Origin of the sequence: Nonomuraea composti (assembly GCF_012034275.1) — a bacterium.
Classification (GTDB): domain Bacteria; phylum Actinomycetota; class Actinomycetes; order Streptosporangiales; family Streptosporangiaceae; genus Nonomuraea; species Nonomuraea composti.
On sequence record NZ_JAATEP010000007.1, the window covers coordinates 104,759 to 128,556 of the forward strand.

At 72.2% G+C, this 23,798-nt stretch carries 24 protein-coding genes; 8 read left to right on the forward strand and 16 right to left on the reverse strand.

Annotation, left to right across the window (positions count from 1 at the left end):
- Window positions 1-3 precede the first annotated feature (3 nt).
- A complete protein-coding gene (locus HCN51_RS12285; protein WP_168009787.1) occupies window positions 4-636 on the forward strand; it encodes an MBL fold metallo-hydrolase in 633 nt (210 codons plus the stop codon).
- Here HCN51_RS12285 and mnmA read toward each other — a convergent pair.
- The gene (mnmA, locus tag HCN51_RS12290; protein WP_080045478.1) at window positions 629-1,687 is read right to left on the reverse strand and encodes a tRNA 2-thiouridine(34) synthase MnmA; all 1,059 of its coding nucleotides are present in this window, start codon (window positions 1,685-1,687) and stop codon (window positions 629-631) included. The two genes, HCN51_RS12285 and mnmA, sit on opposite strands and share 8 nt — an antisense overlap.
- Before the next feature lie 66 nt (window positions 1,688-1,753).
- On the opposite strand from mnmA, the gene HCN51_RS12295 reads away from it, so the two are divergent.
- Window positions 1,754-2,806: a DUF695 domain-containing protein gene (locus HCN51_RS12295; protein ID WP_168009789.1), complete on the forward strand. Its 1,053-nt coding sequence runs from the start codon at window positions 1,754-1,756 to the stop codon at window positions 2,804-2,806.
- A 42-nt stretch (window positions 2,807-2,848) separates the two neighbouring features.
- Here HCN51_RS12295 and HCN51_RS12300 read toward each other — a convergent pair whose 3' ends face one another.
- On the reverse strand, window positions 2,849-4,012 hold the full coding sequence (locus HCN51_RS12300) for a cysteine desulfurase family protein (RefSeq protein ID WP_346433618.1): 1,164 nt from the start codon (window positions 4,010-4,012) through the stop codon (window positions 2,849-2,851).
- Window positions 4,013-4,065: 53 nt separating this feature from the next.
- Here HCN51_RS12300 and HCN51_RS12305 point away from each other — a divergent pair, with 53 nt between their 5' ends.
- The 4 genes from HCN51_RS12305 to HCN51_RS58085 all read left to right on the forward strand — a co-directional run bounded on the left by HCN51_RS12305 (window position 4,066) and on the right by HCN51_RS58085 (window position 7,138).
- Complete coding sequence (locus HCN51_RS12305) at window positions 4,066-4,581, forward strand: TetR/AcrR family transcriptional regulator (RefSeq protein ID WP_168009793.1); 516 nt, start codon at window positions 4,066-4,068, stop codon at window positions 4,579-4,581.
- A gap of 360 nt (window positions 4,582-4,941) precedes the next feature.
- On the forward strand, window positions 4,942-6,129 hold the full coding sequence (locus HCN51_RS12310; RefSeq protein WP_168009795.1) for an MFS transporter: 1,188 nt from the start codon (window positions 4,942-4,944) through the stop codon (window positions 6,127-6,129).
- Between the two features lie 12 nt (window positions 6,130-6,141).
- Window positions 6,142-6,639: an HIT family protein gene (locus tag HCN51_RS12315; RefSeq protein WP_168009797.1), complete on the forward strand. Its 498-nt coding sequence runs from the start codon at window positions 6,142-6,144 to the stop codon at window positions 6,637-6,639.
- A gap of 43 nt (window positions 6,640-6,682) precedes the next feature.
- Window positions 6,683-7,138, forward strand: a complete 456-nt coding sequence (locus HCN51_RS58085) for a sensor histidine kinase (protein ID WP_206066899.1) — start codon at window positions 6,683-6,685, stop codon at window positions 7,136-7,138.
- A gap of 25 nt (window positions 7,139-7,163) precedes the next feature.
- Here HCN51_RS58085 and HCN51_RS12325 read toward each other — a convergent pair whose 3' ends face one another.
- Both HCN51_RS12325 and HCN51_RS12330 read right to left on the reverse strand, forming a co-directional pair.
- On the reverse strand, window positions 7,164-7,781 hold the full coding sequence (locus HCN51_RS12325; RefSeq protein WP_168009799.1) for a dihydrofolate reductase family protein: 618 nt from the start codon (window positions 7,779-7,781) through the stop codon (window positions 7,164-7,166).
- 116 nt (window positions 7,782-7,897) lie between these two features.
- A complete protein-coding gene (locus HCN51_RS12330; protein WP_168009801.1) occupies window positions 7,898-8,659 on the reverse strand; it encodes an SDR family oxidoreductase in 762 nt (253 codons plus the stop codon).
- A 197-nt stretch (window positions 8,660-8,856) separates the two neighbouring features.
- Here HCN51_RS12330 and HCN51_RS12335 point away from each other — a divergent pair, with 197 nt between their 5' ends.
- A complete protein-coding gene (locus tag HCN51_RS12335) occupies window positions 8,857-9,699 on the forward strand; it encodes a helix-turn-helix transcriptional regulator (protein WP_168009803.1) in 843 nt (280 codons plus the stop codon).
- Here the strand turns inward: HCN51_RS12335 and HCN51_RS12340 are convergent.
- Together HCN51_RS12340 and HCN51_RS12345 are read right to left on the reverse strand one after the other, a co-directional pair.
- Window positions 9,696-10,091 carry a hypothetical protein gene (locus HCN51_RS12340; protein WP_168009805.1) on the reverse strand — a complete coding sequence of 132 codons (396 nt, stop codon included), beginning with the start codon at window positions 10,089-10,091 and terminating at the stop codon, window positions 9,696-9,698. The genes HCN51_RS12335 and HCN51_RS12340 overlap by 4 nt on opposite strands.
- Window positions 10,092-10,240: 149 nt before the next feature.
- Window positions 10,241-11,023, reverse strand: a complete 783-nt coding sequence (locus HCN51_RS12345) for a helix-turn-helix domain-containing protein (RefSeq protein ID WP_168009807.1) — start codon at window positions 11,021-11,023, stop codon at window positions 10,241-10,243.
- 232 nt (window positions 11,024-11,255) lie between these two features.
- On the opposite strand from HCN51_RS12345, the gene HCN51_RS12350 reads away from it, so the two are divergent.
- Window positions 11,256-11,690: a hypothetical protein gene (locus tag HCN51_RS12350; protein ID WP_168009809.1), complete on the forward strand. Its 435-nt coding sequence runs from the start codon at window positions 11,256-11,258 to the stop codon at window positions 11,688-11,690.
- Between the two features lie 276 nt (window positions 11,691-11,966).
- Here the strand turns inward: HCN51_RS12350 and HCN51_RS12355 are convergent, their stop codons facing one another.
- The 10 genes from HCN51_RS12355 to HCN51_RS12400 form a co-directional block, all read right to left on the reverse strand.
- Complete coding sequence (locus HCN51_RS12355; protein ID WP_168009811.1) at window positions 11,967-12,920, reverse strand: electron transfer flavoprotein subunit alpha/FixB family protein; 954 nt, start codon at window positions 12,918-12,920, stop codon at window positions 11,967-11,969.
- A 20-nt stretch (window positions 12,921-12,940) separates the two neighbouring features.
- Window positions 12,941-13,720 (reverse strand): electron transfer flavoprotein subunit beta/FixA family protein, encoded by a 780-nt coding sequence (locus HCN51_RS12360; RefSeq protein WP_168009813.1) that lies wholly within the window; start codon window positions 13,718-13,720, stop codon window positions 12,941-12,943.
- Window positions 13,721-13,934: 214 nt separating this feature from the next.
- Window positions 13,935-15,143 (reverse strand): serine/threonine-protein kinase, encoded by a 1,209-nt coding sequence (locus tag HCN51_RS12365; protein ID WP_168009815.1) that lies wholly within the window; start codon window positions 15,141-15,143, stop codon window positions 13,935-13,937.
- A 35-nt stretch (window positions 15,144-15,178) separates the two neighbouring features.
- Entirely contained in the window at window positions 15,179-16,987 is a 1,809-nt protein-coding gene (locus HCN51_RS12370) for a serine/threonine-protein kinase (RefSeq protein ID WP_168009816.1), read from the reverse strand.
- A 16-nt stretch (window positions 16,988-17,003) separates the two neighbouring features.
- Window positions 17,004-19,019: a serine/threonine-protein kinase gene (locus tag HCN51_RS12375; RefSeq protein WP_168009817.1), complete on the reverse strand. Its 2,016-nt coding sequence runs from the start codon at window positions 19,017-19,019 to the stop codon at window positions 17,004-17,006.
- Between the two features lie 131 nt (window positions 19,020-19,150).
- Window positions 19,151-19,663 carry a YbaK/EbsC family protein gene (locus HCN51_RS12380; RefSeq protein WP_168009818.1) on the reverse strand — a complete coding sequence of 171 codons (513 nt, stop codon included), beginning with the start codon at window positions 19,661-19,663 and terminating at the stop codon, window positions 19,151-19,153.
- A 61-nt stretch (window positions 19,664-19,724) separates the two neighbouring features.
- A complete protein-coding gene (locus tag HCN51_RS12385) occupies window positions 19,725-21,284 on the reverse strand; it encodes a flavin monoamine oxidase family protein (protein WP_168009819.1) in 1,560 nt (519 codons plus the stop codon).
- Window positions 21,277-22,131, reverse strand: coding sequence for a M55 family metallopeptidase (locus HCN51_RS12390; protein ID WP_346433619.1), 855 nt, complete (start codon window positions 22,129-22,131; stop codon window positions 21,277-21,279). Before HCN51_RS12390 ends, HCN51_RS12385 begins: the two co-directional genes overlap by 8 nt.
- Window positions 22,116-23,327 (reverse strand): DUF6395 domain-containing protein, encoded by a 1,212-nt coding sequence (locus HCN51_RS12395; protein ID WP_168009820.1) that lies wholly within the window; start codon window positions 23,325-23,327, stop codon window positions 22,116-22,118. The genes HCN51_RS12390 and HCN51_RS12395 overlap by 16 nt, the downstream gene beginning before the upstream one ends.
- Complete coding sequence (locus HCN51_RS12400; RefSeq protein WP_206066900.1) at window positions 23,318-23,725, reverse strand: hypothetical protein; 408 nt, start codon at window positions 23,723-23,725, stop codon at window positions 23,318-23,320. The genes HCN51_RS12395 and HCN51_RS12400 overlap by 10 nt, the downstream gene beginning before the upstream one ends.
- Between the last annotated feature and the right edge of the window lie 73 nt (window positions 23,726-23,798).

Genomic DNA, 23,798 nt, shown 5'->3' on the forward strand with positions numbered 1-23,798 from the left:
CGAATGAAGCTCACGAAATTCGGCCACGCCTGTGTGCGCGTGGAGAAGGACGGCAAGGTCCTGGTCATCGATCCGGGCTCGTTCACGCAGGACCCGGTGCTCGACGGCGCCGACACGGTGCTCATCACCCACGAGCACTTCGACCACGTGGACGTCGAGAAGCTGAAGGCCGCCTCACCCGATCTGGAGATCTGGACGTGCGAGGCCGTCGCGGCGGGGCTGAGCGAGGTGCCGGGCAAGGTGCGGGTCGTGCGGCACGGTGACGACTTCGAGACGGCCGGTTTCCAGGTGAAGGTGTTCGGCGAGTGGCACGCCAAGAACCACCCGGACGTGCCCGTCGTGCAGAACGTCGGCTTCCTGGTGGACGACGAGGTGTTCTACCCCGGTGACGCCTTCACCGTTCCCCCGGCCGAGGTGGGCACGCTGCTGGTGCCGACCGGCGCGCCGTGGCTCAAGCTTGGCGAAATGGTGGAGTATCTGCGGGAGATCCGCCCGGCGCGGGCGTACTCCACCCACGACGCCCTCTACAGCGAGATCGGCTACCGGCTGGTGGACGGCTGGCTGAAGATGGAGGCGGACAAGCAGGGCACCGACATCCGCCGGCTCAAGGTCGGCGAGTCGACCACGCTCAGCTAGCCGAGACGATGGTCGCCGAGCCGATCACGGTGGCGCCGGAGTAGAGCACGGCCGCCTGGCCCGCCGCGACGCCCGTGGCGGGCCGGTCGAGCTCGATCGTCAGGCCGCCCGCGCGCTCCTCGAACCGGCACGGGTAGACCTCGCCGTGCGCCCTGAGCTGCACGGTCAGGTCGTCGCGGCGCGACGGCCCGTTCCAGACGGGGGCGCCGCACGTGATCGTGGTGACCTCCAGCGCCGAGCGCGGCCCCACCGTCACCGTGTTGGACACCGGCTCGATGGACAGCACGTAACGCGGCCTGCCGTCGGGCGCCGGCCGGTCGATGCGCAGCCCCTTGCGCTGCCCCACCGTGAACCCGTGAGCCCCCTGGTGGCTGCCCACGACCTCGCCGCTCTGGTCGACGATCGGCCCCTCGGCCGAGCCGAGCCGCTTGGCCAGGAAGCCGCGCGTGTCGCCGTCGGCGATGAAGCAGATGTCGTGGCTGTCGGGCTTGTCGGCCACGGTCAGGCCGCGCCGGGCGGCCTCCTCGCGCACCTCGGCCTTGGTGGACTCGCCCAGCGGGAACATCGCGTGCCCCAGCTGCTCGCGGGTGAGCACGCCCAGCACGTAGGACTGGTCTTTGGCCTGGTCGACGCTGCGCGACAGCACCCCGTCGACCAGCTTGGCGTGGTGGCCGGTCGCGACGGCGTCGAAGCCCAGCGCCAGCGCCCGGTCGAGCACCGCCGCGAACTTGATCTTCTCGTTGCAGCGCAGACAGGGATTGGGGGTGCGGCCCGCGGCGTACTCGGCCACGAAGTCCTCGACGACGTCGCGCTGGAAGCGCTCGGCCATGTCCCAGATGTAGAAGGGGATGCCGATGACGTCGGCGGCGCGTCGCGCGTCGCGCGAGTCTTCGATCGTGCAGCAGCCCCTGGCCCCCGTGCGGTGCGATTGGGGGTTGGCGGAGAGCGCGAGATGGACACCAGTGACGTCGTGACCGGCCTCGGCGATCCGAGCGGCGGCCACGGCGGAGTCGACGCCGCCCGACATGGCGGCAAGCACACGCAGTCCCATGACCGTTCCAGCGTACTGTCCGGCGGGGAGTGCACGACCTCGCCCCCGGTCTGGGAGTATGCGAGCATGCGACTGTTCGGGCGCAAGGACGCCGACGAGGAGGCCGGCGGGCCGGCCGAGGCCATCGCCGGATTCTGGACGTGGTGGCAGGAGGCCAGGCCCCGGCTCGACACCTTGCTGGGCGCGGGCGACGCCGAGGAGGTGGAGAAGCTGCTCACCCCGGCGGTCGCCGCGATCCACCCCGGGCTGGTCTACGAGGTAGCCCCCGGCAAGGAGGCCGCGCACGCCCTGGTCGTGACCGCTGCGGGCGACGCCGAGCTGCGCTCGCTCGCGCACCGCTGGGCGAAGGCGGCGCCGACGCCCGACCTGCTGTGGGAGTTCCACCCGTCGCGGCAGGCCAATCCGATGGCCCTGGAGGTCACACTCGACGTCGGCGGCTACGCGTTCGCTCTCGACAAGCTCACGCTCGGCCTGCGCGTGCCGCGCAACCAGCCGCGCGTCGACGTGGCCGCCTACCATCCGATCTTCGGCGAGCTCGACGACGACACCCGCATGGAGACCACGCTGCTGGCCCTCGACTGGCTGCTCGGCGAGGACGACGTCGCCCGCTGGGTGGGCGAGATCACCGCCGTCACGTTCGAGCCGATCGACGCCGTCGCGGCCGTGCACCTGCCCGCCGTCGTCGCCGACGTGGCCTCCGGCTACTCCGAGGAGGAGTGGGTGCTCATGGAGGGCCAGACCGGCACGGGCGCGCCGCTGGTCGCCACCGCCCGCCACCCGCTGCGCCCGGTCGACCACCCGCTCTTCGACCAGCACATCGCGATCACGCTCCCCTACGCGCACCGCGACGAGAGCGGCCTGCCGGTCGGCGACTCCCTGGCCGCGCTGCGCGACTTCGAGGAGCGCCTGGCCGCCCGCCTGCTCAAGCTGCGCGACGACGCCGTGCTGGCCGCCCACCTCAGCGCGGAGGGGCACCGGATCATCCACGTCTACGCCGACCCCACGAGCGAGGCGGCGATCCACGCCAAGGAGCTGATCGTGGGGTGGGAGGAGGGCGAGCCCCGGGTGGACGTCTCCGCCGACCCGGCCTGGACCGCGGTGGCGCCGTTCCTGACCTGAGTGCGGCTAGCCGAGGCCGGCGCGGCCCTGACCTGAGTGCGGCTAGCCGAGGCCGGCGCGGCGGGCGCGCTCGACGGCGGCCGGCAGCACCTCGATGAGCCGGTCGACGTCCTCGCGCGTGGAGGTGTGCCCGAGCGTGAAGCGGAGCGAGCCGCGCGCCGCCGCCGCGTCGGCCCCCATCGCGAGCAGCACGTGCGACGGCTGCGCCACCCCCGCCGAGCAGGCCGACCCGGTGGAGCACTCCACGCCCTTGGCGTCGAGCAGCATCAGCAGCGCGTCGCCCTCGCAGCCGGGGAAGGAGAAGTGCGCGTTGCCGGGCAGCCGGTCGGCGGGGTCGCCGTTGAGCACCACGTCGGGCACCGCGTCGCGCACGCGCTGGATGAGCTCGTCGCGCAGCGCCACCAGGCGCCGCTCCAGCGCCTCCTGCTCGCGCACGGCGGTGCTGACGGCGGCGGCCAGGCCCGCGATGGCGGGCGCGTCGAGCGTGCCTGAGCGCACGTCGCGCTCCTGCCCGCCGCCGTGCTGGACGGAGACCGGCGTCAGCCCCCTGGCCAGCAGCAACGCTCCGACCCCCATCGGCCCGCCGATCTTGTGACCGGTCAGCGTGAGCGCGTCGGCGCCCGAGCCGGAGAACGACACGGGCAGCTGCCCCACCGCCTGCACCGCGTCGGTGTGGAACGGGATGCCGTGGTCGTGCGCGATGGCGGCCAGCACGTGGACCGGCTGGACGGTGCCGACCTCGTTGTTGGCCCACATGACGCTGATCATGGCGACGTCGTCGGGGTCGCGCTCGACGGCGGCGCGCAGCGTCTCGGGGTGGACGCGGCCGTGCTCGTCGACCTCCAGCAGCTCCACCTCGGCGCCCTGGCTCTCGGCCAGCCAGTGGGCGGGGTCGAGCGCGGCGTGGTGCTCGACCGAGCTGATCAGCACGCGCTTGCGGGGGCGGCGCGCCCAGAAGAGGCCCTTGATCGCGAGGTTGTCGGCCTCGGTGCCGCCGGAGGTGAACACGACCTCGCTGGGCCGGGCGCCGAGCGCGGCGGCGATCGTCTCGCGTGACTCCTCGACCACCCTGCGGACCTGACGACCGGCCGCGTGCAGGGAGGAAGCATTTCCGACGCGTTTGAGTTGAGCCGTCATGGCCTCGATCGCTTCGGGGAGCATGGGGGTGGTCGCCGCATGATCAAGGTAGGCAGACGGTCTGGTCACGTGCTCAGGGTATCTCGCTTGCAACTGTACCGTCCGGACGGTACAGTAGAGGCATGCGAAGGGACGAGCTGTTGGACGCGGCGGAGGATCTGCTCTGCGACCAGGGCTCGGCCGCGCTCACCCTGGCGGCCGTGGCCGACCGGGCGGGCGTGAGCAAGGGCGGCTTGCTCTACCACTACGGCTCCAAGGAAGCCCTGATCAAGGGCATGGTGGAGCGGTTGATCGAAGACTTCGACGCACTGCTGGCCGCCCAGCCCGGCGACACCTATACCGAGCGCTACCTGGCCGCCACCCTGGCGGCCGTCCGCTCCGGGCGGCTGCGACGATGGGCGGTCGTCACGGGGGCGTCGGGCAACCTCTTCCTGCTCGCCCCGCTGCGCGAGGCCATGACCCGATGGCATCGCGAGGGGCTGGGCGAGGAGCCCGACCCGGTGGCCTCGCAGATCGTACGGCTCGCTTGCGAGGGGCTCTGGGACGTCGCCAGCCACGACCCGGAGCTGAACACGGAGGCCGACCTCCAGGCCCTGGAGCGGCGCCTCAAGGCGCTCATCAAACCCTCGCCCGCCTGACGCTCCGGTCCGGACGGCCGGCCTCGTCCATGCCGCGCGCCCTGCTCTTTCGGTACGGCACCGACGACGCTCCAGACCACTCGACCGGCAGCCGATCGGCCTGAACCGATCGCGCACCGGCCCCTGAACCGGTCGCGCCCCGCCGATGGGCAGGCACGCCTCCAGGGCCAGGATTTCCCAGCGGACGGTCCGGATTCCCGACGGGCTGCGCACACGTGCACGCGTGTGTGCGTGCGTGCGTTCGGCCTGGCACGCCCGCCCTCAGCACCGTTCCCCGGCACCGGTCGTCCCCCAGCACCCCCACCACCCCCCTTTGCCCGATTTATCCACATAAAGCACGAAATTCAGTGAGGTGGCCTTATGACCCGCGAGCTGAGGAGTGCCCGTTACGGGGCGGTCCTCACTTTTGTCCTTGCCGGCCTGATGGTGGGCACGATGACCGTGCGCATCCCCGCCCTGACCGACAAACTCGGCCTGTCCGAGGCCATGGTCGGGACGATCCTGCTGGTATGGGGCCTGGGCGCTCTGGTGACGATGCAGTCCATGCGCCGCGTCATGGCGCGCCTGGGCAGCCGGACGCTCCTGCGGGCAGGCGGCCCCCTGACGGCCCTCGGCCTCCTCGGCGTGGCCCTGGCCCCCGACCTTCCCCTGCTCATGGTGGCCGTGGCGCTCTTCGGCATGGCCTTCGGCACCGTGGACGTCGCCATGAACGCCCAGGGCTCCGCGGTCGAGCAGGCGTACGGGCGCCCGCTGATGAACGGCATGCACGCCGGCTGGTGCGTCGGCGCCATCTCGGCGGGCGGGCTGGGCAGCCTGGCGATCGCCGTCGGCCTGCCCTTCACGGCGAACGTCGCGCTGGTCGCGCTCGTCTCGCTGCCGGTCATGGTGCTGCTCGGCCGCACGTACCTCCAGGAGCGCCCGGCGGCCGAGGCCGCACGGAAGGGGCGCAAGCGCATGCCGCCGATCGTCTACCTGCTCGGCACCATCATGTTCTTCGCCTTCATGGTGGAGGGCACCGTGGCCGACTGGAACGGCCTCTACATGCGTGACGAGCTCGGCGCGCCCGAGGCCGTGGCGGCGCTCGGCTACCCGGTGTTCGAGGTGGGCATGCTGATCGCCCGGCTCACGGGTGACCGGCTGCGCGTCCGGTTCGGGGTGCGCGGGATGCTGACCGTGTCCGGGGTGGCCACGGCCGGGTTCTTCGCGGTCGTGCTGCTGGCGCCGGCGGCGCTGGTGGCGGTCTCGGCGATGTTCTTCGTCGGGCTCGGCGTGGCGACGATCTCGCCGCTCACGCTGTCGCTGGCGGGCACCGCGACGGACGCGCCAGGACCCGCGATCGCCCAGGCCGGCGCCATGGGCTACGTGGGGCTGCTGCTCGGGCCCGTGGTGATCGGCTTCCTGTCGGACGCGACCTCGCTGCGCACGGCGCTCGGCATCGGCGTCGTCCTCGGCGTGCTGATCGCCCTGGCGGGCCGCCTGCTCCCCCGCCGCGAGCCGGCCGAGCTCACCTCCCTGCCCGCCCGCGAGGCCGTGGAGGCCGCGGCCTGACACCATCGGATCATGGACCCCGATGGGAAAGTGCCGTTCGACGTGGCCGCCTACGTGGAGCGGGTGAGGTCGCGCCCCTGCTTCATCTGCGCGATCGTGACCGGCGACCCCGCCTACTCCCTCGAACGCATCGTCTACGAGGACGCGGAGCACCTGGCGTTCCTGGCCCGCTACCCCACCCTCCCCGGCTACGTGCTGGTCAGCCCGAAGCGGCACGTCGAGCACGTCGTGCGAGACCTCGACGAGGGCGCGTTCCACGCGATCATGGGCGTGGTCAGGAGGGTGGCGCTGGCCGTGGAGGCGGTGGTGCCGTCGGAGCGCACGTACGTGCTCTCGCTCGGCAGCCAGCAGGGCAACGCGCACCTGCACTGGCACATCGCCCCGCTGCCGCCCGGCACCCCGTACGAGCGGCAGCAGTTCCACGCGCTGATGGCGGAGAACGGCGTGCTGCCCTGGGACGAGGAGCAGGCCGGGGAGCTGGCCGCCCGCCTCAGGGCGGCGCTGTCCTGAGACGTTCCTGTGGATCCGGTGCGGGCGCCGCCGCCCGCCCCAGGTGGCGGCGTTCACCGAGACGGGCGCGGCCGTGGTCGTCAGGACGCCGGAAGCGGCGGCCTTCGCCCGGCGGCTGGAGGTCTCCGGCGCCCGCGTTCAGGCGGGTGAGGCCGGCGAGTTGCCGGTCACCGGGATGAGCATGCCGGACGTGGGGCGGCCGGCCTGCGCGGAGAGCGTGCCCCTGGAGGAGCTGAGCACGCGGCGCGGGTCAGTGGAGGAGGCCCGGCTGCGGCAGGTCGTCAGCAACCTCGTCGGCAACGCCGTCACCCACCCGCCCGCCGGCACGCCGGTCAGGGTCGGGGTGGGCACCGACGGCGGGGCCGGGCTGGGGCTGGCCATCGTACGGTCGATCGTGGCCGCGCACGGCGGGCGGGTCGAGCTGCGGTCGGCGCCCGGCCGGGACGCCGCCTTCGAGATCAGGCTCCCCGCCCACCCTTCCCTGGAGAAGGCGCGGTAGCGCTCGCTCAGTCTCTCGGGCAAGCTCAGCCTTCTTTGGAGAAGTCGCCGTAGGTGGGCCTGCCCGCCGGCCGGTAGACGCTCAGCACGCAGCCGCTCCCCGTCGGCCTGGTCTCGGCCAGGCGCATCGCCGTCGGCGTGCGCCCCGGCTCGAACAGCCGCATGCCGCTGCCCAGCACCACCGGGTACGTCCACAGCCGCAGCTCGTCGATCATCCCGTGGTCGAGCAGTGTCCTGGCGAGGGTGCCGCTGCCGTGGATCTGCAGCTCGCGGCCGGGGCGGTCGCGCAGCTCGGCGACCTCCTTCAGCACGTCCGAGCCGATGACGGTCGTGTTGTGCCAGTCCGCCCGGCCCAGGGTCGTCGAGACGACGTACTTGGGCAGGGTGTTGAGGCTGGACGCGACCACGTTGTCCGGGTCGGTGACGGTCGGCCAGTATGCCGCGAAGATCTCGTACGTCCTGCGGCCCAGCAGGAACGCGTCCGCCTCGGCGAACCAGCGGTCCGTGTAGGTCTCCAGCTCCTCGTCGGCGTAGGGGAACTGCCAGCCGCCGTGCTCGAAGCCGCCGCTGGTGTCCTCGGTCGGCGTGCCGGGCGCCTGCATGACGCCGTCCAGCGACAGGAACGTCGCCAAGGTGATCTTCATGTCCGTGCCTCCATCGGTGGTCGGCGGGGTCCGTGCCCGTACAGACCCCGCCCGCCCCCGGAACTCATCGCCGGGCAGGTCAGCGCCGAGGCAGCCCAGCGGATCAGCTCGCCGGATCAGCTCGCCTGGCCGGTGGGCATGATGGTGACCTGCTGGAGGTTCGCACGGGGCGGCAGGCTTGCCACGAACCCGACCGTCCGCGCGACGTCCTGCGGCGTCAGCCACTCCATCTCCTGCTTGGAGCCCTCCAGCCAGGCCAGCGCGCCCTCGTCGGTGACGTGACTCTGCAGCTCCGTGCCGACGATGCCCGGCTCGATCGCCGAGACCCGCACGTTCTTGGCGCCGAGCTCGGCCCGCAGGTGCCGCGACAGGTGCGTGACGAACGCCTTGGTGCCGGAGTAGACGGCGAAGTTCGGGAAGATGTTCTGCGCGGCGATCGAGGAGGTGTTGATCAGGTCGGCCACGCCGCGCTCGCCCGCGGCCTGCACGAGCTGCGGGACGAACGCGCCGATCACGTTCATCAGGCCCGTGACGTTGAGGTCGATCTGGCGCTGCCACTGGTCGGCGGCCAGCTCCTCGATCGGGGCGGGCAGCATGACGCCCGCGTTGTTGAACAGCAGGTCGGCGCCGCCCAGCTCGGACGCCACCCGCGCGGCCGCCGCCCGCACCGCCGCCGCGTCGGTGACGTCGGCCGCCAGCGCCAGCGCCCGGCCGCCGGCCCGCTCGATCCGGGAGACCAGGCCGTCCAGCCGCTCCGCGCGCCGGGCCAGCACGGCGACCCGCGCGCCCAGCTCCGCCAGGTGCTCGGCAGTGGCCTCGCCGATCCCGCTGGAGGCACCGGTGACGACGGCGACGCGGCCAGTCAGGGAAGTGATCATTGGTGCACGCCTTCCTCAGGTGTGTTTCAGGATGTGTGGCGCGGGCGTCCGCCGCGCTCCTCCATAAGCACACCAGGGATCACCCCGCTCCAGGGGTGCCCGAGCAGGCCCTGACCAGGCGGGTAACGGCGAGACAGGTACTGCCAGGGCCACCCCCGCGACCTCGCGGGCCCGCCGGGCGGGTCACACTGGACAGCATGGACCGCAGCCGCGAGCTCGCCGACTTCCTGCGCTCACGCCGAGCCCGGATCACGCCCGACCGCACCGGCCTGCCCGCCGACGGCCGCGCCCGCCGCGTGCCCGGCCTGCGGCGCGACGAGGTGGCCCGGCTGGCCGGCGTCAGCACCGAGTACTACACGCGCCTGGAGCAGGGCCGCGCCGGCAACCCCTCGCCCGAGGTCACCGAGGCGCTCGCCCGCGCGCTCCAGCTCGACCCCGCCGAACGCGAGCACCTCACCGACCTGCTGGCCCGCCCCGGCCGCCGCGCCCCCATCGCCCCGCAACGCGTCCGGCCGGGCCTGCACCTCATGCTGCAGACCCTCGACCACGTGCCCGCGTTCATCCTCGGCCGCCGCACCGACGTCCTGGCCAGCAACCGCCTGGCCCGCGAGGTGCTGACCGACTTCGAGGCCCTGCCCGTCCCTCAACGCAACCTGGCCCGCTACTACCTGCTCGACCCCGAGGCCCGCACCCGTACCGGCGAGTGGGAGCGCATCGCCTCCGAGACCGTCGCCATGCTGCGGCTGGAGGCCGGCCGCTACCCCGACGACCGCCGCCTCGCCGACCTCGTCGGCGAGCTCACCCTGCGCTCGCCCGAGTTCAGCACCTGGTGGAACGACCACCGCGTGCTGCGCCGCACCCACGGCAGCAAGCACTACCACCATCCGCTGGTGGGCGAGCTGCACTTCTCCTACGAGTCCCTCCAGCCGCCCGGCGACCCCGACCAGACCCTGTGCGTCTACAACGTCGAGCCCGGCTCCCCCACCGCCGACGCCCTCCGCCTCCTCACCAGCTGGACGGCACCCGCCGCCTCTTCCTAGCCGTCGAGCGGTGCGCAGATCACGTGGACCTCGACGGGGGTCGTCTTCTCCTTGTCGTTGACGAAGAAGAAGGTCCAGGCGTTCGTCGGGTCGTCCGGCTCGCCGCTCGTGTTGCTCGGCGCGCTGATCTCGGCGATCACCGGATGCTCCTGCTGGTGCTCGCCGACGTGCGCGAACCCGCCGCCGATGGCCTGCTGCCCCTTGGGGCAGACCACGTTCGTGGACAGGTAGCCCGGCGGGATCGTCCTGTTCTCCTTGACGTACGTGACCTTCGGGCTGCCTCCCGCAAGCCCGTCCGCCAGCGCCACCCCGGCCCCGACGAGTGCCGCGCCCGCCAGCGCGCCCGCGACGACCAGCCCTGTCGTCCTGCCGACCGGCGAAGACCTGTCCACGATCACACCCTTCGTGACTGTTTGTGATCACGGTAGGTGGGGATGCTTGACGATCACTTGCAAGTGCCGTCGCGGTCAGCGGGGTGGTTCGCGGCTTCGGACGACCGCCGGACCCGGGGCTTCGGCCGGCCGGTGGCGGGCGGGCCGGGTCAGGCGCGTTGCCGGAGGATCTCGGCCGTGGCCTCGTCGGCCGGCAGGAACGCTTCGAGCCGCAGCTCCGACAGCGTGACGTCCACGGCGGTCGCGAACGACGTCAGGGTGGTGATCAGCCGCAGCTCCCCCTCCGGCACCCGCAGCCGCAGCGGCACGGCGAAACCGAGGTGCTCGACCGGCGGGTCCAGGTCCGGCAGGTACCCGTCCAGCTCGGCGACGAACCCGTCGAGCTCCGGGTCGGGGCTGCGCGACGCCTGCTCGCGCAGGCTGCCGGTGATGTGCCGGCCCCACTCGGCGAGGTTCTCCACCCGCCGGGCCATCCCGTCCGGATGCAGGGCGAGGCGCAGCACGTTGATCGGCGGCTTCAGCAGCGCCGGCGCGACCCCCTCGCACAGCACCCCGAACGCCGCGTTCGCCGCCACCAGCTCCCCGTACGGCCGGACCACGACCGCCGGGTAAGGAAGGTGCCCGTCGAGAACGCGTTCCAGTGCCTCCCGCACCGGGCTCAGCTCGGGGGCGTCCAGGCTCGACTCGGCATAGACGGGGGCGAACCCGGCGGCCAGCAACAACGCGTTCCGCTCCCGCAACGACAACCCCAGCGACTCGGCCAGCCGCACCACCATGGCCCGCCCCGGCCGGGAACGGCCCTGCTCCAGGAAGCTGAGGTGGCGCTGGGTCGTGTCAGCCCTGATCGCCAGGTCGAGCTGGCTGAAACGGCGGCGCGTCCGCCAGCGGCGCAGCTCCCGACCGAACCGGTCAGGCTTCGTCGCGACCGTCATCCCCTCACCCATCCCAACCAGGCGCGACCAAGGCGGCCTTGCCCTCACCCATCCCAGCCCGGCTCGACCCACGCGGCCTTGCCTTCACTCAGCCCGCCCCGGCTCCACCGACATCCGCAGGACCCCCATGCGTGGGCTCTCGTGCCCCATTTCATACCGCACGCCTGCCGCGGCTGCGCGATTCCTTGGAGGGAATCGCGGGACCGCACCTCCGGCCCGCACACTGCTCGCCATGAGCAACACCTTCGACGTCAAGCAGTGGGCCGCCCGTTACGTGGCCCAGTGGAACGAGCCGGACCCGGCGACGCGCGGCACCCTCGTCCGCGATCTGTGGGCGAGCGACGCCGTCCACGTCCTCATCGACCCGCCCGAGGCGATCCGCGACGCCGCCGCGGCGATCGCGTTCCCCGCGCCGCCGCTGGAGGTGCGCGGTCACGACGCCCTGGAGGCCAGGGTGCGGCGCGCGTACGAGATGTTCGTGGCGCCCGGCGAGCACGTCTTCGAGGCGGCGGGGGAAGCGGTCCTGCTCCTGCCGCGGGTGGTCGGCGTCCGCTGGTCGATGGTGTCCACCCGCACGGGCGAGGCGGTCGGCGGCGGCCTGGACGTCCTCGCCCTGGGCGAGGACGACCGCATCCGCACCGACCACCAGTTCATCGGAGGGAGCTGATGCGTTTCACGCGGATCGCTGCCCTCCACACGCTCAGGGCCGGCGGCTCCCGGGAGTTGCCAAGCCTGTCAGCGTGCGACCGGCAGCCCACCGACCGGCCGATATGACCGGTCACGACCTTGGTGATGGCGCCTTGGTGACTGAACATGCGTGGCCTTGTCGGCCGACGCAGGGGCTCAGCGGCTTGTGAGGGGGGTTTGGGGGGCGGTGCCCCCCAATGTCACAGCCTGAGTCCCGTGCGCGGAGCGCTGAGTGGGAAGACCGTGCTCTGGCCCCTTACTTGCGCTTGTTGATCTCTTCGGTGAGCTGGGGTACGACCTGGTGGAGGTCGCCCACCACGCCGTAGTCGGCCAGCTCGAAGATCGGGGCCTCAGGGTCCTTGTTGATGGCCACGATCGTCTTGGCCGTCTGCATCCCGGCCCGGTGCTGGATGGCGCCCGAGATGCCGGCCGCGATGTAGAGCTGCGGCGACACGGTCTTGCCCGTCTGGCCGACCTGGAACTGGTGCGGGTACCAGCCGGCGTCCGTGGCGGCGCGAGAGGCGCCGACGGCGGCACCGAGGGCGTCGGCGAGGGCTTCGATGACGGAGAAGTTCTCGGCGGAGCCGACGCCGCGGCCGCCGGAGACGACGATGGCGGCTTCGGTCAGTTCGGGGCGGGCGCCCTTCTCCTGCTTGACGCGTTCGACCACGCGGGCGGCCTTGGCGGCGTCGGAGAGGGTGACGGTGATCTCCTCCTCCGTTCCGGCGCCGGCGGCGGCGACGGGGGCGGTGGAGTTGGGGCGGACGGCGACGATGGGCGTGCCCTTGCGGACGCGGGAGTGCACGTTGATGCCGCCGCCGAAGATGGACTGGTCGGCGACGAAGCCTTCGCCGAGGCCGACGGCGTCGGTGATGACGCCGGAGTCGGTCTTGATGGCGAGGCGGCCGGCGACTTCCTTGCCTTCGGCGGTGGCGGCGACGAGCACGGCCGCGGGCGACTTGGCGGCGACGAGCTGGGCGAGCAGCTCGGCCTTGGGGGCGACGACGTATTCGACGATGTCGTCGGCGCCGGCGACGTAGATCTTCTCGGCGCCGTATTCGGCGAGGCGGGCCTTGGCGTCGGCGGTGATGCCGGGGCCGGCCCAGACGGCGGCGGGCGTGCCGAGGGTGCGGGCGAGGGTCAGGAGTTCGAGGGTGACCTTCTTGACTTCGCCTTCGGCGTGGTCAACGAGAACGAGAATTTCCGACATTTCCGTATTAACCCCCGTTCTCAGATGAACTTCTTGGACGCCAGGAAGTCGGCCGCGTTCACGCCGCCGTCACCCTCGTCCTTCACGATCGTGCCGGCCGCACGCGGCGGAGCCGCGGCGAAGTCGACCACCTCGGACCAGGCGGCGGCCAGGCCCACCTGCCCGGCGTCGATGGAGGCGTCGCCGATGGCGAGCGTCTCGACCGGCTTCTTCTTGGCCGCCATGATGCCCTTGAAGGACGGGTAGCGCGGCTCGTTGATCTTCTCCACCACGGAGACGACGGCGGGCAGCGTGGCCTCGACCCGGTCGAAGCCGTAGTCGGTCAGGCGCTGGATCTTGATCGAGGAGCCCTCGACCTCGACCTTGTTGGCCAGCGTGAGCTGCGCCGTGCCGAGCCGCTCGGCCAGCATCGCGGCCAGCACCCCGGTGCGCGCGTCGGTGGACTCGGAGCCCAGGATGACCAGGTCGAACCCGATCTTCTTGAGCACCTGCGCCATCGCGTACGAGGTGGACAGCGCGTCGGAGCCGTGCAGCGCGTCGTCGCTGAGGTGGACGGCCTTGTCGGCGCCCATGGCCAGCGCCTTGCGGATGGTGTCGGTCGCCTTGCCGGGGCCCATGGTGAGGACGGTCACCTCACCGCCGTGGGCCTCCTTCAGCTTCAGCGCCTCTTCGACCGCGTACTCGTCAAGCTCGTTGACCACGCCGTCGGCGGCGTCGCGGTCGAGCGTGTTGTCATCGGACCGCAGCTTGCGCTCGGTCGCCGTGTCGGGGACCTGCTTCACGCAGACGACGATGTTCATGGCCGGTGGCCGACCTCCCGTAGCTCGCGTGCGCCCCCGCCTCGCTGCGATGGGCGCCCATGCATCTGTCAAGACTGCCAGGTGCCCTGGGGGCATCCGGCAGAGGGTCTGCCGATGGTTTCGCCGTTATGTTACCCATGAGTAGGTTCGGCACAAAAGCAGGCCCTCGGTACCACTGTCGCTCCCCACCATACCGAACTTTATTCGGTCGCCTTCACGCGGACAGCAGGAACACGATCCCCACGACCAACGCCGTACCCGCGAACAACGCCAGCGTGAACGTGCTGAACAGCGCCGCCAGCCCGAAGCACAGCCCCACCGCCCCCGCCACGCTGACCGCGTCGGCGACGATGCGGCCGCGCCGGTAGAGGCCGCGCGAGAACATGGCCACCCCCACGTCGGCGACGACCCCCAGCGCGTACGCCGCCAGCAGGAACAGCGACACCTCGGGCAGCGGCTCCCGGGCGGCCGCCGCCAGCAGCGACACGAACAGCCCCGAGCCGATCAGCCAGCGCCTGCGCACCTTCTCCCGATGCCGGGCCCTCGACTCCTCCACCGAACGGCGGTGCCGCTCCTTGCCGGGCCGCCACTCCCTGGTGCTCACGTCGTCGGTGGCCGGCCTGACCCGCGGGGCCGGACGGGGAGCGGCGCGCGGGACAGGCGCGACGCCCAGCCTGGCGCAGAGCTGCGCGGCCGTGGGCCGGGCGGCGGGATCGGTGTCGAGGCACTCGCGTAACAACGGCTCCAGCCACTCGGGGACGCCCTCCAGGTCGGGCGGGTGGTGCACGACCCGGTAGGCGACCGCGGAGGCGGGCCCCTGCCCGTACGGGTGCCGCCCGGTGGCCGCGTACGCCATCGTCGCCCCGAACGCGAACACGTCGGCCTCCGTGCCCACGGCCCGCCCTTCGAGCACCTCAGGGGCCAGGTAGCCGGGCGTGCCCACGACCGCGCCCGAGGCGGTGACCGACAGCGAGTCGAGCGCGCTGGCGATGCCGAAGTCGATCACGACCGGCTCGCCCTCGGTCATCATCACGTTCGCGGGCTTGAGGTCGCGGTGCACGACCCCGGCCTCGTGCATGGCCAGCAGCGCGTCGGCCAGCCCCGAGGCCAGCCGCCGCAGGTCGGCCACCGGCAGGGGGACGGAGCTCAGCGGGCGGCCCTGGACGTACCGGGTGACGAGGTAGGGCCGGCCGCCCGTCAGCGAGGCGTCGAGCACCTCGGCCACGTGCGGCCCGCCGACCATGCGCATGGTCTCCACCTCGCGCGCCAGCCGCGCCAGCGCGCCGCCGTCGGCGGCGACGTGCGGATGCAGGACCTTGACCGCGACCGTACGGCCCTCAGGGTCGAGCGCCAGGTGCACCTCGCCGAACCCACCGGCCCCCAGACGGGAGAGAAGCTCGTACGGGCCGAGGCGCTCGCTCATACCTCATCTCTCCCCAGAGGGGCCACCGCGGACACTCAGGACCAGGGATTCAGCCACCCCAGCCCCAGACGGTCGAGCAGATCGCCGATCAGGCCGGTGATCAGGCCGATCGTGCTCTGCCTGGCGTCGCTCGCCAGGTCGTTGATCACCGATTCGGGGGCCCGCCAGGGCGCCCACGTCGGGTCCTGGCCGAGCGCGAACATCACCGCGAACAGCGCCGCCGTGCCGACCAGCACGACCGCGACCAGGGCGGCGCCGGGGCTGCGCAGCACGCCGGTGAGCGTGCGCGTGACGGCCTTGCGCGGCGCGCCCCCTCCGGGCAGCACGAACAGGCCGGCGGCGAAGGCGCCCGCCGCGTACGCCGCGGCCTCGTTGACGCCCATCTTCCCGGCCCAGTAGAGCACGCCCCAGACGCAGACGCCGAACAGCAGCGACAGCGGCACGTGCACCGCCGTGACCAGCGCGGACTTGACCAGCGCCCACGGCGTGCCGACCAGGGCGAGCAGCGGGTCGGCGGCGCTGCTGCCGCGTGCCTGGCGGCGTTTGACGAGGTCGCCGAAGAGGTATTCGCCGAGGCGCAACACGAGCGCGAGCGCGACGGCCACCGCACCGGCCATGACCGGCATCATGACGGTGACCGCGACGAGCGTGACGAGCAGCAGCAGCCCGACGACCTGGCTGCCGAACAGGTAGCGCTTGCGTTCGGACGGCGGGGTGTACTGCGGCGGCGGCGTGTAGGGCCGCACCTGCGACGGCGCGGTGGGCTTGGGGACCAGCCGCCGGTCGGGCGGCGGGTGGCCGGCCACGCGCTGGTCGGGGTGGGGTGCGGGCCTGGCCGGCATCGGCGCGGGCACGTAGGGCGGCGGCCGCTCCTCGCGCCGCGCCGGCCGCTCCTCCTGCCGGGTCGGCGTGGGCGACGGTGCCGGCGGTGGCGGCGCGGCCTGGCCGTACTCGACCGGCGGCAGCAGGTCGGAGAACGTGTCCATGGTGCGGGTGCGGGGCACGATCCGCTTCGTCCCGGTGGGCCCTTCGTTGAACGTGGTGACCGCCGGGTCGAGGGCCTTGGCCAGCCGCAGCAGCTCTTGGGCGCCGGGCCGCAGCGACGGCTCGACCTGGAGCGCCCGGGTGAGCCAGCCGCGCAGCCACGCGGGCGCCTTGTCGATCTGCGCCCGCCCTTCCATGATGTTGAAGCACACCGACTCGAACGTGCCGGTGCCGAACGGCGGCGCCCCGGTCGCGGCGAAGAACACCGTGGAGGCCAGCGCGTGCACGTCGGCCGCCTGCGTGATCTCGGAGTCGCGGATGATCTCGGGCGCCAGGTAGCCCGGCGTGCCCACGAACATGCCGGTCTGGGTCAGCCGGGTCGCGTTCACCAGGTGGGCGATGCCGAAGTCGATGACGAGGGGCCGCCCGTCGACGAGCATGACGTTGGACGGCTTGAAGTCGCGGTGGATCACGTCGGCGGCGTGGATGGCCACCAGCGCCTGGCAGAGCCCCTGGGTGAGCTGGATGACCTGGCGGGCCTCCAGGGGGCCCTCGGACAGCACGGTGTCCTCCAGGGTGCGCCCGGGGGCGAAGCGGGTCACCACGTACGGCTGGCTGCCGACGAGCTCGGCGTCGATGACCTCCGCGACGAACGGGCTGCGCACCCGGCGCATCGTCTCGACCTCGCGGGTGAGCCGGTCGCGCGCCTTGAGGTCGGCGGCCACGTGCGGGTGCAGCACCTTGATGGCGACTTCGCGGCCCTCACCGTCGAGGCCGAGGTGGACGACCCCCATGCCGCCCTCGCCGATCTTCCTGACCAGGCGGTACGGGCCGAGGCGTTCTGGTGCCTGGGTGCTCATCGCCACCTTCCCCGCGTCATCCCCCGGAATTCCCCCCTAGCTGGTCGAGTTGGTCCGTCACTGGTTCGACGTTCAGCGGAGTCCATACGCCCCCCCTTGGATTGTCCCCGAACGTGCCGTAAGCGAGGATCAGCGAGAGCGCGGCACCCGCCGCGAGAACTCCCGCCATCACCATCGCCGCTGTTCTCGAGGGTACGAGGGATGCGAGCGTTCTGCGCATCTGTTTGCCGGGGCCTTCGACTCCGGGGCCCGCGCAGACCGTCCACAGCGCGATCGCCGCGCCCCAGGCCAGGGCGTTGGCGGAGTTCATCCCGGCCACCACGGTGAGCAGCAGCGTCACCGGGAGCCCCAGGATCAGCGCGTAGAGCACGAGGGCCAGCGTGATGCCGGCCGACTTGGCCAGCGCCGCCGGGTAGGCGAACACCCTGACCACGTCGAGCGCCGCCGCGCCGGCCGCCCTGCGGGCGGCGAGCTGAGGCTGGGCGAGGTCGGCGGCGCGCAGCAGGATCGCGATCGGCAGCGCCACGACCGACACCAGCACGGGCGCGAGCACGGCGGCCACGATCAGCAGGACCAGCAGCATGGCACTGGCCACGCCGTAGGCCCGGGAGCGCTGCAGCGGCCTGCCCGGCTGCGCGCCCGGAACGTACGGCTCCCGCTTGGTCAGCCGGTCGGGCTGCGCCGGCGGGAACTGCGGCGGGATGTAGGGCGGCGGCTGCACCGGGATGGGGTTGGGCCGCCCGTAGTCGGGGGCCTGCGGGCCGGACTGCGGGCCGGACTGTGGGCCGGACTGTGGGCCCGAGTTCATCCGGAGGTTGGCGGCCGAGTCGGGGCGCACCCGCCTGGTGGGCACGTCGGTCTCACCCGGCGGGACGGCCGGGCCGTTCCCGGTGGCCGGCGCGACCGGCACGGATGGCGCGGCCGGCGCCGCGGGCCCGGCCGAGGCGGCGGGCGGCGGCTGCGGCGGGTAGACCCCGGCCTCGCGCTGGATCTGCCGCAGCTCCTCCGGCGACACCCTGCGGGTCGGCCACGGGTCGGGCTGGTTGGGCAGCAGCGAGACGTACTTCTGGTCTTGGGGCTGCGGCGGCGGCACCGGCTGGTCGTGGCCTTCGAGCAGCCGCTTGGGCGTCACCGGCGGCGTCGAGATCTCGTAGGACGGCCGCTCCGTCACCTTCGGCGGCGGCGCGACCGCGTCGGGCCTCGGCACGGTGGAGATCTCGTCGGGCGAGGACGGCTGCGCCGGCATCGGCAGCATGCGGGCGAGCTGCTCGGCCAGTTCGGCCGCCTTGGGCCGCTTGGCCGGGTTGCGCTGGAAGGCCGCCTTGAGCAGCGGCTGCAGCTCGGCCGGGGCGGCGCTGATGTCGGCCTTGCCCGCGGTGATGTTGTAGAAGATCATCTCCAGCGTGCCCTTGCCGAAGGGCGGCTGGCCCGTGCCCGCATAGAGCAGCGTGCCGGCCCACGCGTGGATGTCGACCTCCGGCCCCGCCTCCTGGCCCTCGATGATCTCGGGCGCCAGGTAGCCGGGCGTGCCGATGAACATGCCCGTCTGCGTCAGCCGCGTCGCGTCGACCGCCTGCGCGATGCCGAAGTCGATCAGCACCGGCTCGCCGTCGAGGATCAGCACGTTGCCCGGCTTGAGGTCGCGGTGGATCACGCCCACCGAGTGCACCACGGCCAGCGCCGCGGCCACCCCGTGCGCGACCCGCAGCAGCGCCGGCAGGTCGAGCGGCCCTTCGTTCTTGACGATCTCGTCGAGCGGCGGACCGGCCACGTAACGCGTGACGATGTAGGGCCGATGACCCGTGACGTCGGCGTCGAGCACCTCGGCGATGTACTTGCTGCGCACCCGGCGCATGGTCTCGACCTCGCGCGAAAGCCGGCGCCTGGCGACCTCGTCACCGGCGACCTCTCCACGCAGGACCTTGATCGCCACCTGCCGCCCCTGAGGGTCGACAGCGAGGTGGACAACGCCCATCCCGCCTTCACCGAGCCGCCTGAGCAGCCGGTAAGGGCCTAGTCGGTCATCGTTCATGGCATGAAGCACCATACCGGCTTAATCCCCGCCCACGAGATGAACCATGAGGCCACATTCCCACTCGTACAACGTCCAGAACGGCCTCATCGGTTTCCCATCCAACGGTCTCGAATCGGCCTCGATTTCGTTCAGCCGGCCAGCGAGAGGACCTCGGCCCTCTTCAGCCCGGCCAGCGCGGCGCCGGAAACGGCCAGCTTCGACCTGCGCACGCCGCTCCCGATCACCACTCTCGCGTGCTCCGCCACGTGCGTGTCGACCAGGATCGGCCACTCCTCGGGCAGGCCGAGGGGCGTGATGCCGCCGTACTCCATGCCGGTCAGCTCGACCGCCTCCGCCATCGGGGCGAAGCTGGCCTTGCGGGCGTCGAGGTGCCTGCGCACCACGCCGTTCACGTCGACCCGCATCGTCGCGAGCACCATGCAGGCGGCGTAACGCGTCTCGCCGCCCCGCTTGGCCGCCACCACGACGCAGTTGGCCGACTCGTCGAGGGTCACGCCGTACTTCTCGCAGAACGCGGCCGTGTCGGCCAGATCGGGATCGATCTCGGCCACCTCGGCGCCCTCCAGGTCACGCACGGCACGGGCCACCGGATCGGCCAGCAGGTCGCTACGTTCGGTGGCGGGCACCCATTGCAACGTCATTCCATCTCCTCGATCGCCTCTCCCAGGAGCCTACTTGTGCTCCCGCGAGCAGCGGGCGGCGTCAGGGAGACTGCAGGACTCTCCTGTGCAGGTGCGTGACGGCGCCACGGGCGGACTCCATGGCACCCGCCTGCCACGCGATCAGGTGGGTGAGCCAGTCGCCCGCGAAGTAGACCCTTCCGGCGGGGCGTTGCAGAAGAGTGAAGGACGAATCAAAGGACGGCCAGCGCATCCAGCCGCCCTGGATGTGCTCCTGGCGTTCCCAGGCGATGGAGACGCTGGACAGCAGGTTCTGGCGGTACTTCTCGCCGTGGATCTTCTTGCCCTGGGTGAGCGCCCTGCGCCTCCTGTCCTCAGGGGTGAGCGCGCCGTAGAGCTCGGCGACGCGCTCGGTGTTGTAGTAGCCGACGAGCAGGCCGCGCTCGGCGTGGTAGTCGTGCGAGGGGTACCAGATGTGGGTGATGTCGAGGTCGGTCTCGGTGACGCCGCCGTAGATCCGGTCCTCCAGCTCCCACCAGCGCCGGCCGTACTCCAGGCCGATCTTGCCGGCGGCGATCGGGACGGGCGTGGCGAGCGCGGCGGTGACGCGGGCGCCGAGGTTGTGCGGGATCTTGGCGAGGAGGTGGGGCGGGAGGGTGGCGATGCAGTAGTCGGCCTTGATCGTGCCGCCGGTGTAGGCGACCTCGACGCCGTCGTCCAGAGTCGTGATCTTGGTGACCTGGGCGCCCGTCTTGATCCGCTCCTGGCCGACGGCCTGCTGGAGCTTGGTGACGATCGCGTCCATGCCGCCGACGGGCTGGAACATGGGGGTGGCCTGCTCGTAGCCGAAGTCGTTGGTGATGGCGCGGCCGGTGCCGGCGGCGAGGACCTGGTGGAGGGTGCCGGGGGCGGGCATGGGGGTCCCGCCGTCGAGGGCGGGGAACTTGGTGAAGCCGCGGCGTTCGGTGCCCTCGTAGTCGAGCTTGGGGCCCAGGTCGCCGAAGCGTCTGAGGAACTCCAGCAGGCGTTCGCGGTCGTCCTTGGTGAGGGTTTTGTCCAGGGCGCCGACGTTCGTGGCCTTGGCCAGCAGCTCGGCGACATATCCGTACATGTCGGCTCTGGCCGTGCGGGCTCTGACCGTCTGGCCGTTCGTATGAACGTAGGCCGAGGCGTTGTTGTTGATGAACGTCTCGATGGGGATGCCCAGCTCGCGGCAGTAGTCGAGGGTCACCATCCACTGCGCGATGCGGCCGGGGCCGGCGTTGAAGTAGACGCCCGCGCCGAACCGCACGTCCTGCGCCGGGCCGTTCAGCTCCGTCAGGCGGTCGCCGCCGCGCAGCGTCAGGTTCCGGCCGCCGGCCTTCTGCCGGGCTTCGAGCAGCGTGCAGTCGTAGCCGGCCTTGCCCAGCTCGTACGCGGCCGTCAGCCCCGCCACGCCCGCGCCCAGGATCACCACCTTGGCCGAGGCCCGGCCGCTCAGCGTGAAGTCGCCCTGGCGCGGCGGGGTGTACTCCTTGTCCTGCCCGGTGGGGGCCAGGCCGAGCGCGCCCATGGCCGCGTACATGGCGCCCGCGCCGCCGGCCGCCCCGATCCCGACGAGCAGCCCCCGCCGGGTCAGCGCGGCGCCCTTGCCGTCACCCATAGGGGCCGCTGCCGCAGGCGACCTGCCCCGCGATGCTCGCGAACAGCCCGAACAGGGCCATGATCTGGGTGAAGTCATCGGTGGTGAACTCCGTGTGCCGCGCGCCCGCCGCCTTCACGCCCGGGATCAGCGACACGGCCGCGGCGATGGCGGTGGAGTTCCACTCCACCCCGAGCGTGTACGGTGCCTCCACGACGTACGGCGTGAAGTCGTTCAACCGGTCAAGCGCGCGGGCCATGGCCTCACGGATGCGGGACTGGGCGACGACGGGCGGCAGCAGCTCGGCCGAGAACTTGTCGATCCCCTTCTTCACCGCGACCGTCTCGACGTCGCCGAGCAGCTCGCGGGCCTCCTCGCCCACGGCCTCGTCCCCCGTCACCAGCACCACCGGCACCCCGTGGAACCCGGCGCAGGCCGCGACCAGCCGCGTCTCGCCGCACGGCTCGCCGTTCAGGTAGACGTTCTGGATCTCCTTGCCCATCCACGTGTGGTTGAGCACCCCGTGCGGGACGCCCGCGCGGGCGTGGTAGCCCACGAAACCCGCCGCCTGGAACGAGCCGTCCAGCCCGTGCGCCATCCGCTGCGCCTTGCCCGGGCCCCTGATCAGGCTCGCCCGGGGGTCCAGCAGGTCGATGCGGAGATTCTTCGTCGAGCCGTGGGCGTCGTTGACCAGCACCCCTCCCGCCCCGCCGGCGAACGCGCCCTCGATCGCGGCGTTCGCGTCGGCGGTCATCAACTCGCAGCCGCGCTCGTACCCGCGCTTGCCCGCGTGCATCTCCTCCGGGTCCGTCAGACCCGTCACGCCCTCCATGTCCACCGACAGATAGACCTTCACGCGCTCCCCCACGACTCGACCTTGCGCACCTCGGACTCCGTCATCAGCCCCACGTTCGCCTCGACGAACGCCGCCGCCTCCGCCCGCCACCGCTCCGGGATCTCCTCCAGGGCCGGCGGGTAGCAGTGGTCCAGCCAGCTCGTCGACTCCTCCGAGACGTCGAAGTAGTCGAGCGCCGGGGCGAACAACGTGTTCTCGATGCCCGGCACGCGCGCCAGCCCGTACTGGATCATCTCCTGACCCCCGTACGGCGGCTTCTGCAGGTACTTGCGGGCCACGGAGCGGTCGGCGGTGATCGGCGTGTCCAGCGGGCGGCGCTCCACGGCGGCCTGGATCAGCTCCTTGTACAGGCACTTGCCGCAGTTGCGGCACGGGCCGTCCGTGCCGCGCAGGCACCAGCGGACCTGCTCCTTCAGCGGCGAGCTCAGCGCCAGGCGCATGGTGACCGCCTCGCTCACGCCGCCCACGGGCAGCACGATGTGCACGCCCGCCGCCGCGAACAGCCGGCCCCACCTGCCGTGCGGCGCCCACATCGGGTTGTCGGGGGTGAACCGCCACAGGTAACGCCCGCCGCCCAGCCAGCGGGAGCCCATCTCGTACCCGAAGCCCAGGCCGCCCAGGTCGAGCCGGTCGGCCAGCAGCAGCGCGCCGGCGGCCACCGCGTGGTGCTCCGGGTAGCCGGGGCGCGGCTCGGCCAGCGTGTACTCCAGGTCGGAGGTGACCACGCTCAGCTCGCGGCCGGTCTTCGCGGCCAGCTTGGCCAGGACGTCCGAGCGGTAGTGCGGCCAGCGGTTCGGGACGCGCGGGTGCGCCACCCGGCGGAAGTGCACGAACGGCGCCTCAGGGAAGATCGTCGCCGCCGCCACCGAGTCCGCCCCGCCGCTGTACGAGATCGCCAGCCTGGCGCCCGGCCGGCGCGGCTCCGCACCCACCGGGCCCGCCTCGACGCCCCAGCCGTCGTGCAGCGCCTGCGCCAGCTCCGCCGACACGGCCCGGTCGAACGTGATCCGCCTCCTCGTCCACGGCGCCACGATCGTCCAGGCGGCCACGGCGAACAGGTCGGGGTGCGCGTCGTCCGGGACGCCGCCGATCGAGCACGAGTTGATGGCCAGCTTGATCGGGTACTCGTCGGAGGCCCGGCCGGTGATCTCGTCCTCCGCGTCCAGGCGGAAGGTCAGGTGCGCGCCGGCGCTCCAGGTCACGCGCACGGCTGCTCCTCGGGCCTGCCGGGCTCATCGCGTCTGCCCGGCTTGTCGGGGCTGCCGGGCTCGTCGAGCTTGGCTCGTAGCCCGTCGATGGCCTGCCAGACCAGCACCTCGTTCTGCAGCACGCCGTCCAGGGCTTTGGCCGTCTCCTGCGCCAGCCGGTGGGTGTCGTCCACCTTCGCCTTCAGCGCCGGATCCGGCTTGGGGGCCGCCGTCCCCGGGCGGGCGTTACGCAGCCGCTCGACCTCGCCCTGCAAGGTCGCCATCTCCCGCCTCAAGGTCTGGACCTCCCAGAGCGCGTCCCGGATGTCCTGACGATGGTCGGCGATGGAGATGTACCGGGAGTCGAACCAGGTGCGCACGGCCCTTCTGAGCCGGGCAGGGACGGGGACGCGCATCATGAAACGCCACCATAGTGGCAAACCCCCATCGGAACGGACGACCCTGACCGAATGCGTTGACTTCTCGTTGCAC